Here is a 13,457-nt window from a genome sequence, read left to right on the forward strand (position 1 = left end):
ACGGAACGCCTAGAATGGCGCCAGTATCCTCACAGGCTGGACGTTCATGGCTTCGATCCGCATCGCGATGGCGCAGTTTGATTTCCCGGTGGGCGCGGTGGCGCAGAACACCGACAACATCATCGCGATGATCGCCGAGGCGCGCGACGAGTACGGTGCCGAGCTGGTGGTGTTCCCGGAACTGGCGATCAGCGGCTACCCGCCGGAGGACCTGCTGCTGCGCCCCGGTTTCCTTTACGACTGCGAGCTGGCGCTCAAGCGCATCGCCGCCGCCACGACCGGCATCGCCGCCGTGGTCGGCTGGCCGCAGGCGGCCGGCGCGGTGGTGTACAACGCGGCCAGCGTGCTGCGCGATGGCAAGGTGGAACATACCTACCGCAAGCGCGAACTGCCCAACTATGCGGTGTTCGACGAGCGCCGGTACTTCGACGTGGACCCGGACGGCGGCAGCTGCGTGTTCGCGCTGAAGGGCGTGCCGGTGGGCGTGTTGATCTGCGAGGACCTGTGGTTTGCCGAGCCGCTGGCCGACACCGTGCGCGACGGTGCGCAGCTGGTTCTGGTGCCCAATGCCTCGCCCTACGAGCGCGGCAAGCACGCCCAGCGCGACGCCCTGTTGGCCGAGCGTACCCGCGAAAGCGGCGCTGCGATCGCCTACCTCAACGTGGTCGGTGGCCAGGACGCGCTGGTGTTCGACGGCGCCTCGGTGGTGGCAGACGGCGACGGCACCGTGCACCCGGCCGCGGCCGCCTTCACCGACCAATGGCTGGTGGTGGACTACGACGCCGAAACGCGCCGCTTCCTGCCGCGCGAGTGGATCGATGACGGCGATGAAAGCATGGATGCGCTGGCCTGGCGCGCGGTGACGCGCGGCATCCAGGACTACTGCCGCAAGAACGGCTTCAGGAAGGTCTGGTTGGGCCTGTCCGGCGGGATCGACTCGGCGCTGGTGCTGGCGATGGCGGTCGATGCGCTGGGCGCGGACAACGTGACGGCGGTGCGCCTGCCGTCGCGCTACACCGCCGACATGTCCAACGACCTGGCCGCCGAGCAGTGCCGCGCGCTGGGGGTGAAACTGGAGGCGGTGTCGATCGAACCGGTGTTCGAGGGCCTGATGGCCGCGCTCGGCCCGATGTTCGAGGGCCAGGCGGCCGATGTCACCGAAGAAAACCTGCAGTCGCGCAGCCGCGGGGTGATCCTGATGGCGCTGTCCAACAAGTTCGGCGGGCTGCTGCTGACCACCGGCAACAAGAGTGAATACGCGGTCGGCTACGCCACCATCTACGGCGACATGTGCGGTGGCTACGCGCCGTTGAAGGACCTGTACAAGACCGAGGTGTTCGGCCTGTCCAAGTGGCGCAACACGGTAGGCGGCGCGCCGGTGATCCCGCCGGCGGTGATCAGCCGCCCGCCGTCGGCCGAGCTGCGCGCCAACCAGACCGACCAGGATTCGCTGCCGGCCTACGACGTGCTGGACGGCATCCTGTACCGCTACGTGGACCAGGAGCAGTCGCGCGAGGAGATCGTGGCCGCCGGGTATGCCCCCGAGGTGGTGGACCGGGTGCTGCGCCTGGTGCGCACCAGCGAGTGGAAGCGCCACCAGGCCGCGCCGGGCCCGAAGGTGTCGCGGCGTGCGTTCGGGCGCGAGCGCCGCTATCCGATCAGCAACGGCTACAAGGGCTGAGTCGATGGCGGGCAGGCGCCCGCTATCCGCCCCTGGCGGCCGTCGCCAGGCGTTCGCGGCCCAGGGCGGTCAGCCGGCCGTCGATGCGCGGCTCGGCCTTGGATCAGGCCCCTGGTCAGCTAGCCCAGGGAGGCGTTCACCGCGGCGCCGAGCGGCGCGACGGATGCCGGGTCCCAAGCCACGCGGGGTGAGGTGGACCCGCACTGGCGTGGCCGGTGCCCACCGCGACGTGAAGGCCCACGCCGGGCCGCCGAGCGCGCTGGCGACGCTGGGGCGGCGAGGATGGCCGCGGCCGCATCCTGCGAGTAGGCCTCCGAGACCAGTGTGGTGCGAGAAGGGCTGATGTGGCGGCCGGCGAGGCGCCGGGGCAGCCCCGGCGCAGGCAGGCTGGTCGCGACGCGGCAGGGGGCCGGAATACGCGAGGTCATGCAGGCTCGCAGCGGGCCCGGACGGGCCCGCTGCGAGCGCTGAAGCCTGCGCGGCCAGCGGCCTGGCAAGGACGCCACCCCGGTCACGACTGGGCCGGTTTCGTGCGCTCCTTGGGCTCCCGGGCCTGCTGACCGGCCACGAAAAAGGGCCCCTCGCGGGACCCTTGTTCGTGCAGGACGGCAGGCTCGACCGGGGTCTTACTTGCGTTCCAGCGTCGCGTTGCGCTGACCGGTACTGGCGGACTTCTCGCCGGCGAACGGGTTCAGCTTGCGGATCATCCAGGGGTACTTCGGCCAGTTGCCGGCCAGCCACGGGTGCTGCGGCTGGTTCAGCTCCAGCACGCGGCGGGCGTCGTCGGCCAGGGTCTTGTTGCCCAGGTGGGTGTAAGCCTCGCCCAGGGCGGCGACCGCGTCGTACTGGTAGGCGCTCTGCGGGTAGGTCTCCAGCAGGTAGTTGGCGCGGCCGGCGGCCGACACCCAGGCCTGGCGGCGCAGGTAGTACAGGGCGTTGTCCAGCTCGTGCTGGGCGAACACGTCGCGCAGCTCGAGCATGCGCTTGCGGGCATCGGCGGCGTAACGGCTGTTCGGGTAGCGGTCCACGACGATGTTGAAGTCGGCGTAGGCCTGGCGCGGGGTGGACAGGTCGCGGCGGCTCGGGTCCAGCGACCACACCCGGCGCAGGAACACCGTGTTGCGGTTGCCGTTGGCCAGGCCACGCAGGTAGTACAGGTAGGCGATATTGCGGTGGGTCGGGTAGGTACGGATGAAGCGGTCCACGCTGGACACCGCGTCATCGTGCTTGCCGGCCTTGTACTGGGCGTAGGCGGTCTCGATCATCGCCTGCTCGGTGTACGGACCATAGGGGTACTGGGCGATCAGGCGCCGGAAGCTGGCCTCGGCCCCGCTCCAGTTGCCGCCTTCCATCAGGCGGTGGCTCTTCTCGTAGATCTGTTCGACCGGCTGGCCTTCATCCGGATTATCGCCCTTGGTGCCGCGGTGGCAGCCAGTGGCGACGAGGGCCAGGACCAGCAGCAGGGCGGCGGTGCGGACGGGCGCGGACAGCAAAGAAGAGCGTCGGATCATGGGGTCAGGGCGGGACGCGGCTGGAATACGAAGGGTCGATGATAGCCTAGTGGCCTGTCCCGCGACTGAAACTGGTCGCCCGGACCCCAAAATTGTCTCCTTGCGGTGCTTTCCCCATGTCCGATAACGCTTCTGAATCCGAATCCCCCCGCCAGGCCGTGGTGCCCGACACCGCCGCTGGACGGCGTTTCGATGCCGTGCTGGCCGAGCTGTTCCCTGAATTTTCCCGATCCAAGCTGACCGAGTGGATCAAGTCCGGCGACGTCCTGCTGGACGGCGAGCAGGTCCGCGGGCGCGACCCGGTGCGCGGCGGCGAGGTGGCCAGCCTGCATGTCGTGCTCGACACCCAGACCCATGCCGAGCCGGAGGACATCCCGCTGGAGGTGCTGTACGAGGACGAGCACGTGTTCGTGATCAACAAGCCGGTCGGCCTGGTGGTCCATCCCGGCGCCGGCAACCCCACCGGCACCCTGGTCAACGCGCTGCTGTTCCGCGAGCCGTCGCTGTCGGTGCTGCCGCGCGCGGGCATCGTGCACCGGCTGGACAAGGACACCAGCGGCGTCATGGTGATCGCGCGGACCATCCAGGCGCAGACCGCACTGGTGGAGCAGCTGTCCGCGCGCCAGGTGCACCGCCAGTACCTGGCCATCGTGGTGGGCGCGCTGGTCTCCGGCGGCACCGCCGATGCGGCGATCGACCGCCACCCGCGCGACCGCGTGCGCATGGCGGTGCGCGAAGACGGCAAGGATGCGATCACCCATTACCGCCTGCGCGAGCGCTTCCGCGCGCACACCGCGCTGGAGTGCCGCCTGGAAACCGGGCGTACCCACCAGATCCGCGTGCACATGGCGCACCTGCGCCATCCGATCATCGGCGACCAGCTGTACGGCGGCGCCCTGAAGCTGCCCAAGGGTGCCAGCGATGAACTGGTCGCCCAGCTGCGTGGTTTCAAGCGCCAGGCGCTGCACGCCGAAACGCTGGAGTTCGTGCACCCGATCACCGGTGAAACGATCACCAACAGCGCGCCGCCGCCGGCCGACATGCTGGCGCTGATGCAGGCACTGCGCGAGGACAGCAAGCGCTTCGCCGAACTGGAACGCGGTCGCCGTTGATGCACGCGTCGCTTCCCCTGCTGGTGGCCGATTGGCCTGCACCGCCCCGGGTGCGGGCCTGCACCACGCTGCGGCACGGCGCAGGTGGCTCGTTGCCGCCGTTCGACCAGTTCAACATGGGCAACCGTTACGCGGTGGATGGCGACGACCCGGTGCAGGTGCAGCGCAATCGCGACCTGTTGCAGGCCGGGCTGGCACTGCCATCGGCGCCCCATTGGCTGCGCCAGGTGCACGGCACCACGGTGCTGCGGTTCGATGCGCCCCCCAGCGCCCAGGGCGTGGACGTGGAGCCGACCGCCGATGCATCGGTGACCTCGGTGCCGGGCGTGGTGCTGGCCATCCTCACCGCCGATTGCCTGCCGGTGGTGTTCGCTGCCCGCGACGGCACGGAAGTCGCCGTGGCCCACGCCGGGTGGCGCGGCCTGGCCGACGGCATGCTGGAAGCGACCGTGGCGGCCATGCACACGCCGCCCGCGCAGGTGCAGGCGTGGTTGGGCCCGGCTGCCGGTCCGGCCCACTACGAGGTGGGCGAGGACGTGTTCGCCGCGTTCGTTGATCGCGATGCGGGTGCGCAGGCAGCCTTTGTCGCCACCCGCGCCGGTCACTGGAAGGTTGACCTGTATGCGCTGGCGCGGCGGCGCCTGCACAGCGTCGGGATCGATCCTGCGCAGATCAGGGGCGGTCAGCTGTGCAGCATCGCGGAGCCGCAGCGTTTCTATTCGCACCGGCGCGACCGGCGTACCGGACGCATGGCGACGCTGGCGTGGATGGCGCCCTGAGCGCATGAGCGGCGACGACGCGCGTGCCGAGGGTGCGGTGATCGTGTTCGACGGCGTATGCGCGTTGTGCAGCCGCTGGGTTCGTTTCCTGCTGCGTTTCGACCATCGCGGGCGCTATCGCTTCGCGGCGATGCAGGGCACGCACGGACGTGCGCTGCTGGAGCAGCACGGTTTGGATCCGGAGGATCCGCTGTCGTTCCTGCTGCTCGAGCAGGGCAGGGCCTGGACCGATACCGATGCGATCATGCGGGTGGTGGGCGGGCTGGGCGGCGCGTGGCGGATGGTCATGGTGCTAAGGGTGCTGCCACGGGTGTGGCGCGATGGTGCCTACCGCGTGCTGGCGCGCAACCGCTACCGCTGGTTCGGGCGGCATGACAGTTGCTATCTGCCGACACCCGCGCAGGCGACCCGCTTCCTGGATTGACCCGGGGGCGCAGGCCAGGCCGGCACGTCGCCGGGATCCACGGGGTGTCGACCTGCAGCGGGTCGCCGTCGAAGGTCGACCCTGGCCATCGCCCGGCAGGTGCGGCCGCCGGGCACTCGTCCGCGTCAGCCTTCCAGCGCCTGCAGGTACGTCTGCCGCCAATGGTTGATGTCGTGCGCGCGCAGATGCTCCATCATCGCCTGCCATCGCTCCACGCGTTTGCGCAGGGGCATGGTCGCAGCGGTGGCGATTGCGTCGGCCACGCCGTCCAGGTCATGCGGGTTGACCAGCAGCGCCTGCTTGAGCTCGTCGGCAGCGCCGGCCAGCAACGACAGCACCAGCACGCCCGGGTTCTCCGGGTCCTGCGAGGCCACGTATTCCTTGGCGACCAGGTTCATGCCATCGCGTAGCGGGGTGACCAGGCCCACCGCGGCGGCACGGTAAAAGCCGGTCAGGGTGGCATGGGTGAAGTTCTGGTTGACGTAGCGCAGCGGCGTCCAGTCCGGGGCGGCGTGGCCGCCATTGATGTGCCCGGCGATCTGTTCGAGCTGGCTGCGCAGTTGCCGGTATTCGGTGACATCGCCGCGCGAGACCGGGGCGATCTGCAGGTAGGTCAGGCTGCCGTGCTGGTCCGGGTGGCGCTCCAGGTAGCGCTCGAAGCCCATGAAGCGCTCCGGCAGGCCCTTGGAGTAGTCCAGCCGATCCACCCCGATCGCCAGTTGCCGGTCGCGCAGGCTGTTGCGCAGGTCGCGCACGGCCGGCTTGTTGGCGCCGGCCTTGGCCTGGCGGGCGATGTAGTCGGTGTCGATGCCGATCGGGAAGGCGGCCGCACGGAAGCGGCGCCCACCGGGGGCTTCCAGTTCGCCATCGGCCAGCACCCGGCCGCCGCCGAACAGGCGCACGTAGGACTGGAAGCGATCGGCGTCGCGCTGGGTCTGGAAGCCGACCAGGTCGTAGGCATACAGGCTGGAGAACAGGCGCAGGTGGTCGGGCATGGCCTGCAGCAGGTCGGCCGACGGCATCGGCACGTGCAGGAAGAAGCCGATCCGGCAGCCGATGCCACGCTCGCGCAGCAGCGACGCCAACGGGATCAGGTGGTAATCGTGGATCCAGACGATGTCGTCTTCGCGCAGCAGCGGCGCCAGCTTGTCGGCGAACAACGCATTGACCCGCCGATACGTCTCGCGGGTGGCGCGGTCGTAGTCGACCAGGTCGAGGCGGAAGTGCAGCAACGGCCACAGCGTGCGGTTGGCAAAGCCGTTGTAGTAGCCGTCGACGTCGCGCTTGTTGAGATCCATGGTGACATAGCGGATATCACCCTCGACCTGCTCATGCAGGGTGCCGCTGTTGTCGCGGACCGATTTGCCACTCCAGCCGAACCACACCCCGCCGCGTTCCTTCAGTGCGGCCAGCAGCCCCACCGCGAGCCCGCCCGCGCGTGATTCACCGGGCACGGCGACCCGGTTGGAGACCACCACCAGGCGGCTCATGACGCTTCCTGCCAGCTGCGCGACAGACGCATCGCCGCGGTGATCAGGCCCACATGCGAGTAGGTCTGCGGGAAGTTGCCCCAGGCTTCACCACTGTCGAAGGCCAGGTCTTCGGAGAGCAGGCCGAGATGGTTGCGGCGCTCCAGCAGCATCTCGAACATCTCGCGTGCCTCGTCCAGGCGGCCGATCGCCGCCAGCGCGTCGATGTACCAGAAGGTGCAGATGGTGAAGCTGGTTTCGGGCTCGCCGAAATCATCCGGGGCGACGTAACGGTACAGCGCGTTGCCATGCTTCAGGTCACGCCCGATCGCCTCGACGGTGGCCACGAAGCGCGCGTCACCGGCCTCGATGAAGCCGATGTCCGCCAGCAGCAGCAGCGAGGCATCCAGGCGGTGGCCGCCGAACGTATCGGTGAAGTGGCCGAGCTCCTCGCTCCATGCCTCGCGCAGGATCCGCGCGTGGATGGTGTCGGCGCGCGCGCGCCAGTAATCGGCGCGGTCATCCAGCTTGAGGCGGATGGCGATCTTGCACAGCCGGTCGCAGGCGGCCCAGCACATCGCGCTGGTGTAGGTGTGCACTTCGGTGCGGCCGCGGAACTCCCACAGACCGGCATCGGGCACGTCGTGCAGGGCGAAGGCCTGCTCACCGAGCGGCTCCAGCCGCGCGAAGGTATGCGCATCGCCCGGGTCCTGCAGGCGCTGGTCGAAGAACAACTGGGTGGAGGCCAGCACCACGCTGCCGTAGACATCGTGCTGGCGCTGCACCCAGGCCAGGTTGCCGCGACGCACCGGGCCCATGCCGCGGTAGCCGTCCAGCGACGCCACTTCGGTCTCCTCCAGCTTCGCCTCGAAGCCGATCCCGTACAGTGGCTGCAGGCTGCCATCGGTGGTGGCCAGGTTGAAGATGTAGCCGAGGAACTGCTCCATGGTGCGAGTGGCGCCGAGGCGGTTGAGCGTGCGCACCACGAATGCCGCGTCGCGCAGCCAGCAGTAGCGGTAATCCCAGTTGCGGATGCTGCCCGGCGCCTCGGGAATGGAGGTGGTCATCGCGGCGATGATCGCGCCACTGTCTTCGTACTGGCACAGCTTGAGGGTGATCGCGCTGCGGATCACCGCGTCCTGCCATTCCAGCGGGATGGACAGGTAGCGGACCCATTCGCGCCAGTAGTCGCGGGTGCGCTGGAAGGACTCCTGCACATAGCCGCTGAGCGAGCGGTTCAGCGATTCGTCCACGCCCAGCACCAGGTTGACCGGGTGGCTCAGCACGAAGGGCAGGCCGTCGCGGACGAAGCGCAGCGGCACGTCGGTGGTCAGCCGCAGCACGTGGTCCGGGAGGATCCAGCGGATGTGGTTGCTCCCCCAGGTGGCCTCCGGCACGCGTGCGCCCCAGTCGGCCAGCGGGCGCGCGCGCACGATGATGCGCGGGTTGCCGGCCAGCGGACGCACCTGGCGGATCAGGCTGACGGGACGGTAGAAACGCTCGTTCTGGCGCCAGCGCGGGGCGAAATCGAGGATTTCCAGCGAACCACCGTGCTTGTCGTGCAGGACGGTGCGCAGGATGGCGGTGTTGGTGAGGTAGCTCTGTTCGCTGCCGACCAGGTCTTCCAGTTCGATCGCGAAGTCGCCGCCTTCGTTCTGGTTGGGGCCGAGCAGGGCGCAGAAGGTGGGGTCGCCGTCGAAGGTCGGCAGGCAGCTCCAGACCACGCGTGCGTGCTGGTCGATCAACGCGCCGAAGCTGCCGTTGCCGACCACGCCAAGATTCAGATCAGGTTCTTTCATGGGGAGCGGTGCATCTCGTTCGGGCCGCCCCGCGACAGGGCTGCAGCGGGGCGGCGGCGGTGGGGGAGTCAGTACGCGTTTTCCTGCAGCCAGGCGTGCACGCTGCGGATGTGCGGCAGGGCGAATACCGCGGCGCTGGGGCTGCGCGCGCCGACCAGAACGCTCCAGCCGTGCTGGGCGTTGGCGGCGTTGAAGCCAAATTCGTCGGTGAGGTCGTCGCCGAGGAACACCGGCAGGCGCCCACGGAACGGGGGTTGCTGCATCAGCTGCTGCAGGGCGCGGCCCTTGTCGCTGCCCTCGGGCACGAACTCGACCACGTGGTCGCCCGGTTGCAGCCGGTAGCCGGTATGCCCGCGGATGTGGCGATCGGCGAAGGCACGCACCTCGGCGGCGGCATGCGGCGCGCCGCGCCAGTGCAGGGCCAGGCTGCGGCCCTTGTTTTCGACCAGCACGCCGGGATTGCCGTGCGCGAAACGCATGGCCTGCTGGTGTACGGCGTGCAGCCATTCGCTGGTATCGGTGCTGTTGGCCTGGCTGTCGACGTGGCCATCGGCGTGACGCAGTTCATGACCGTGGAGGCCGGCGGCCGGGAGGTGCAGGGGGGCGAAGAGTTCGTCGAGCTGGTTGAGCGGGCGGCCGCTGATGAGGGCGACGGCGCCTTCAAGGCGATCGCTGATGCGGCCGATGGCGTCGCGGACTTCGGGCAGCAGCGTGACCGCTTCGGGGTCACGCTCAAATTCGATCAGGGTGCCATCCACGTCGAGGAACAACGCACAGGCATCGTCCAGCAGTGGCGGCGACGGACGCGGGGGGAGGTCGTTGGCCATGCGTGCAAACATGCCATTCACGGTGTGATTGTCAGGTCATGGGAGACCGGCCAACCGCCGCCCGTGCTTGACATGGCTTGATCGCAGAGGAAGGCAGCCGACCATGGGTCGGCTCTACCTTGCCTCGTCACCCGCGGGTAGAGCCGACCGTTGGTCGGCTGCACCGATGATCGGAACGCATACCGCACGCGACCCGTAGAGCCGACCGTTGGTCGGCTGCACCAACGGTGCGCGATCCTGGGCCGGCCAATCGCCGGCCGTCCTTGACATGGCTTGAGCGCAGAGGAAGGCAGCCGACCATGGGTCGGCTCTACCTTGCATCATCACCCGCGGGTAGAGCCGGGCCATGCCCGGCTGCACCAACGATCAGAACGTATGCCGCACGCGTCCCGTAGAGCCGACCGTTGGTCGGCTGCACCACCGGTGCGCGATCCTGGGCGGGCCAATCGCCGTCCGTCCTCGACATGGCTTGATCGCAGAGGAAGGCAGCCGACCATGGGTCGGCTCTACCTTGCATCATCACCCGCGGGTAGAGCCGACCGTTGGTCGGCTGCACCAATGATCGGACGCATACCGCACGCGACCCGTAGAGCCGACCGTTGGTCGGCTGCACCAACGATCAGAACGTGTACCGCACGCGACCGGTAGAGCCGACCGTTGGTCGGCTGCACCAACGATCAGAACGTATACCGCACGCGACCGTAATAGTACGCACCATTGCTCCCCACCGGCGACAGCACGTCATACGGCAGGTTGCCGTAGTAGTAGATGTCGTCGTTGGACAGGTCCGAGTAATTGTCGGTCAGGTTCTGCCCGCCCACGGCCACGCTCCACTGCGGGGTGATCTTGAACTCCACTTCCGCATCGAGCTGCCATTCGGCGCCATAGGTCTGGCGCGGGATGAAGCCATCGCCGAAGTTGAACACGCGGGTCACGCTGCCGTAACGGCTGAGCCGGCTGCTCAGCGACCAGCGGTCGTCACTCCAGCTGGCGGCCAGGGCGGCACGGGTGCGTGGGGTGGCGTCGGTGAGGGTGTTGGTCTCCTCCACGCCGAACAGCACGTAGTCCGGGTCCAGCGCCAGCAGGCTGGCCGGCGTGGCCAGCACGTTCTTCAGCGTGGTCTTGGTGTAGGCATAGGTGCCGGTCAGCACCAGTTCGCCATCGCCCAGCGACTGCCGCCAGTTGCTGACCAGTTCGGCACCGCGGGTGCGGGTGTCGGCGGCGTTGACGAAGAAGCTGGCGCTCTGCAGCCCGGCTACGCCGAACTGCTGCTGCACGTAGTCGGTGAGTGCGTCGCCGGTGATGCTCTCCGACAGCGCGATACGGTCGTCGATATCGATCTGGAAGAAGTCCAGCGACACATCGAAGTGGTCGCCGATGCGGCTGGTGAAGCCCAGGCTGGTGTTGAGCGACTTCTCCGGCTTCAGGTCGGCGGCCCCGAGGCCACGGGCGATCGGGTTGTTGACCGACAGCACCCGGCCCTGCACCAGCTGGCCAGCGGCGTTGTAGCCGGTGGACGTGGACTCGTAGCCGATCTGCGCCAGCGAGGGCGCGCGGAAGTTGTTGGAAATCGCCCCGCGCAGCGCGAACGCCGGGGTGAATTCATAGCGCAGGCCCAGCTTGCCGGTGAGCTCGCCGCCGTAGTCGTCGCTGTGTTCGTAACGCGCGGCCAGGTCGCTGGAGAAGTGCTCGCCGAACTGGCTGGACAGGCTGGCATAGGCGCTGGCCACGTCGCGCGACAGCGAGGTGGCGTCCTGCGGGGTCAGGCCACCGCCGGCCTGGGAGCCGGTCGGGCGGTCGGTGAACGGGCCGGCGGCGTAGCTGCTCGGGTCGCCCGGACGGGTCTGGTAGTGGTCGCGGCGTGCTTCCACGCCCAGCCCGAGGCTGTGGCTGATGGTGTCGCCCTGGTTGAACACGCGGCCCAGGTCGAGGTTGGCCACGGTCAGTTCGTTCTGGTAGTCGCCGGTCTTGAAGCGGGTCGGGCTGGTCGGGCCGAGCGAGGCGTTGAGCGAGTTGCGCAGGCGGTAGGTGAAGCTGTTGGTGCCGTAATCCAGGCTGGCGTCGTAGTTCCACTCGCCCCATTGGCCCTTCGCACCGGCCACGGCCTGCACGTCGCGGTTTTCGCCTTCGGAAATCGGGCGGTAACCGTTGGGGTAGACCTGTGCCCAGTTGGCGTCGCTGTCGGGGTAGCGGAAGTAGTTGGCGCCTTCGCTGTCGCGCTGGTTGAACGTACTGAAGAAATAGAACTTGGAGGTCTCACCGAACGGCAGTTCGCTGTTGATCCAGGCGTTGAGGTCACGGGTCTTGCCATCGCCCAGCACATAATTGCGCTTGCCCTGCAGCGCCAGGTTGGTATCGCTCTGGTCCCAAGGCGGGATCTGGTCGAAGCCGGCGCGGTTGGTGCCTTCGTGGTTTTTCAATTCCAGGCCCACGCGCAGGAAACCACCGTCGTCGCCCAGCCGGGTGCCGACCTTGGCGCTGGCGTAGCTGGTCTGGCCATCGGTGATGGTCCGGTCGATCGGCTTGAGGTCGGTGTGGTTGGCGCCGAAGCTGGCCTCGAACGCGCCGCCTTCCGGGGCGTCATCGAGGATCACGTTGATCACCCCGGCCACCGCATCGGAGCCGTACAGCGCGCCGGCGCCATCGCGCAGTACCTCGATGCGCTTGATCGCGCTGATCGGAATCGCGTTGAAGTCGACCGGCGTGGTGCCCTTGCCGATCTTGCTGTCGGTGTTGACCAGCGCGCTGGTGTGGCGGCGCTTGCCGTTCACGAGCACCAGCACCTGGTCCGGCGACAGCCCGCGCAGCTGCGCGGCACGGATGTGGTCGGCCCCGCCGGAGTTGGACTGGCGCGGGAAGTTGAACGAGGGCAGCAGCGCCTGCAGCGCGCTGCCCAGCTCGCCGTTGACCACGCCGGCCTTGCGGATGTCCTCGGCGGTGAGCACGTCCACCGGCGAGGTGGATTCCAGCACCGTGCGGTCGACCGCGCGGGTGCCGGTGACGATCACGGTGTCCAGCGTGGTGGCCGAGCCGGGCGCGTCCTGCGCATGTACGTCCTGGGCGAGCAGGGGGGAGGAGAGGACGAGCGCGATGGCAAGGCCAAGGCGCGACGCGGACGGACGGGACATGCGGACTCCAGCGGGACGACGGGGGGGGAGGGGAGAGCGGGGAGGCGGCGTTGCCGACCAACGGTCGGCACTACCAATCCATCCGGATGAAGCGATATATTATCTTGGCGTGATGGCGGATGTGATGCAAGTCCGATCGCCTATGGTCATCAGCAGATAACGGCTGGTGATCTATGCAGGAACCGGATGTCCTGCACCCTTCTTCCCCCTGTACGCCTGCATTTCCTGGAGTTTTTCGATGAAGTCCTATGCTGTCCTGTTCGCCGTGGCCCTGGCCGCCACTGGCTGCGCCACCGCCGCGCCCACGGCCAAGCCGGCGCCGCCGGCCACCGCCACCGCCACCCTGCAGGGCGATGCCGCCCGCCCCGATGCCGCCGCAGGCTGGGTGCGCAGCGAGCTGTACTTTGGCGTGGGCGAGGAGAGCGGCGCGTCCGAGCGCAAGCAGACGGACGCCATCAGCGAGGCGCAGTGGCGCGATTTCCTCGACAAGCAGGTCACCCCGCGCTTCCCCGATGGCCTGACCGTGTTCGACGCCTACGGCCAGTGGCTGTTCCGCGGCGCGGCCGAGCCCAACCGCCTGCGCACCAAGGTGCTGGTGGTGCTGCACGAGAACACCCCGCAGCGCCGCGCCGACATCGAAGCCATCCGCCTGGCGTGGAAGCAGGCCACCGGCCACCAGTCGGTGCTGTGGGCGCAGCAGGCGGTTGACGTATCGTTCTGATCCAGG

The 13,457-nt window shown here is 68.6% G+C and carries 10 protein-coding genes; 5 read left to right on the forward strand and 5 right to left on the reverse strand.

Annotation, left to right across the window (positions count from 1 at the left end; genetic code table 11):
• Positions 1–46: 46 nt before the first annotated feature.
• Positions 47–1,681, forward strand: a complete 1,635-nt coding sequence (locus tag AC06FD_RS00890) for an NAD+ synthase (protein ID WP_259206414.1) — start codon at positions 47–49, stop codon at positions 1,679–1,681.
• A gap of 626 nt (positions 1,682–2,307) precedes the next feature.
• Here the strand turns inward: AC06FD_RS00890 and AC06FD_RS00895 are convergent.
• Positions 2,308–3,192 carry an outer membrane protein assembly factor BamD gene (locus tag AC06FD_RS00895; RefSeq protein WP_259206413.1) on the reverse strand — a complete coding sequence of 295 codons (885 nt, stop codon included), beginning with the start codon at positions 3,190–3,192 and terminating at the stop codon, positions 2,308–2,310.
• Between the two features lie 116 nt (positions 3,193–3,308).
• On the opposite strand from AC06FD_RS00895, the gene rluD reads away from it, so the two are divergent.
• The 3 genes from rluD to AC06FD_RS00910 are packed head-to-tail and all read left to right on the forward strand — an operon-like array spanning position 3,309 to position 5,507.
• Positions 3,309–4,304, forward strand: a complete 996-nt coding sequence (rluD, locus tag AC06FD_RS00900) for a 23S rRNA pseudouridine(1911/1915/1917) synthase RluD (RefSeq protein ID WP_478076765.1) — start codon at positions 3,309–3,311, stop codon at positions 4,302–4,304.
• Positions 4,304–5,083 (forward strand): peptidoglycan editing factor PgeF, encoded by a 780-nt coding sequence (gene pgeF / locus AC06FD_RS00905; protein ID WP_478076766.1) that lies wholly within the window; start codon positions 4,304–4,306, stop codon positions 5,081–5,083. The genes rluD and pgeF overlap by 1 nt, the downstream gene beginning before the upstream one ends.
• Positions 5,084–5,087: 4 nt before the next feature.
• Positions 5,088–5,507 (forward strand): thiol-disulfide oxidoreductase DCC family protein, encoded by a 420-nt coding sequence (locus AC06FD_RS00910; protein ID WP_478076767.1) that lies wholly within the window; start codon positions 5,088–5,090, stop codon positions 5,505–5,507.
• A gap of 125 nt (positions 5,508–5,632) precedes the next feature.
• On the opposite strand, the gene otsA is transcribed toward AC06FD_RS00910, so the two are convergent.
• The 4 genes from otsA to AC06FD_RS00930 form a co-directional block, all read right to left on the reverse strand.
• Entirely contained in the window at positions 5,633–6,997 is a 1,365-nt protein-coding gene (gene otsA, locus AC06FD_RS00915; protein ID WP_259206406.1) for an alpha,alpha-trehalose-phosphate synthase (UDP-forming), read from the reverse strand.
• A complete protein-coding gene (locus AC06FD_RS00920) occupies positions 6,994–8,775 on the reverse strand; it encodes a glycoside hydrolase family 15 protein (RefSeq protein WP_259206403.1) in 1,782 nt (593 codons plus the stop codon). The genes otsA and AC06FD_RS00920 overlap by 4 nt, the downstream gene beginning before the upstream one ends.
• Before the next feature lie 68 nt (positions 8,776–8,843).
• Positions 8,844–9,602: a trehalose-phosphatase gene (gene otsB / locus AC06FD_RS00925; protein WP_478076768.1), complete on the reverse strand. Its 759-nt coding sequence runs from the start codon at positions 9,600–9,602 to the stop codon at positions 8,844–8,846.
• A 677-nt stretch (positions 9,603–10,279) separates the two neighbouring features.
• Positions 10,280–12,730 (reverse strand): TonB-dependent receptor plug domain-containing protein, encoded by a 2,451-nt coding sequence (locus AC06FD_RS00930; RefSeq protein WP_478076769.1) that lies wholly within the window; start codon positions 12,728–12,730, stop codon positions 10,280–10,282.
• A 238-nt stretch (positions 12,731–12,968) separates the two neighbouring features.
• Between AC06FD_RS00930 and AC06FD_RS00935 the strand changes: the two genes are divergently transcribed.
• Entirely contained in the window at positions 12,969–13,451 is a 483-nt protein-coding gene (locus AC06FD_RS00935) for a DUF3574 domain-containing protein (protein ID WP_478076770.1), read from the forward strand.
• Positions 13,452–13,457: the final 6 nt, after the last annotated feature.

Source organism: Stenotrophomonas sp. Steno-Z1 (assembly GCF_056393175.1).

Excerpts from the sequence above, each read along its gene's own strand:
- AC06FD_RS00890 (WP_259206414.1), top strand. The coding sequence starts at position 47 with ATGGCTTCGATCCGCATCGCGATGGCGCAGTTTGATTTCCCGGTGGGC.
- AC06FD_RS00895 (WP_259206413.1), bottom strand. The coding sequence starts at position 3,192 with ATGATCCGACGCTCTTCTTTGCTGTCCGCGCCCGTCCGCACCGCCGCC.
- rluD (WP_478076765.1), top strand. The coding sequence starts at position 3,309 with ATGTCCGATAACGCTTCTGAATCCGAATCCCCCCGCCAGGCCGTGGTG.
- pgeF (WP_478076766.1), top strand. The coding sequence starts at position 4,304 with ATGCACGCGTCGCTTCCCCTGCTGGTGGCCGATTGGCCTGCACCGCCC.
- AC06FD_RS00910 (WP_478076767.1), top strand. The coding sequence starts at position 5,088 with ATGAGCGGCGACGACGCGCGTGCCGAGGGTGCGGTGATCGTGTTCGAC.
- otsA (WP_259206406.1), bottom strand. The coding sequence starts at position 6,997 with ATGAGCCGCCTGGTGGTGGTCTCCAACCGGGTCGCCGTGCCCGGTGAA.
- AC06FD_RS00920 (WP_259206403.1), bottom strand. The coding sequence starts at position 8,775 with ATGAAAGAACCTGATCTGAATCTTGGCGTGGTCGGCAACGGCAGCTTC.
- otsB (WP_478076768.1), bottom strand. The coding sequence starts at position 9,602 with ATGGCCAACGACCTCCCCCCGCGTCCGTCGCCGCCACTGCTGGACGAT.
- AC06FD_RS00930 (WP_478076769.1), bottom strand. The coding sequence starts at position 12,730 with ATGTCCCGTCCGTCCGCGTCGCGCCTTGGCCTTGCCATCGCGCTCGTC.
- AC06FD_RS00935 (WP_478076770.1), top strand. The coding sequence starts at position 12,969 with ATGAAGTCCTATGCTGTCCTGTTCGCCGTGGCCCTGGCCGCCACTGGC.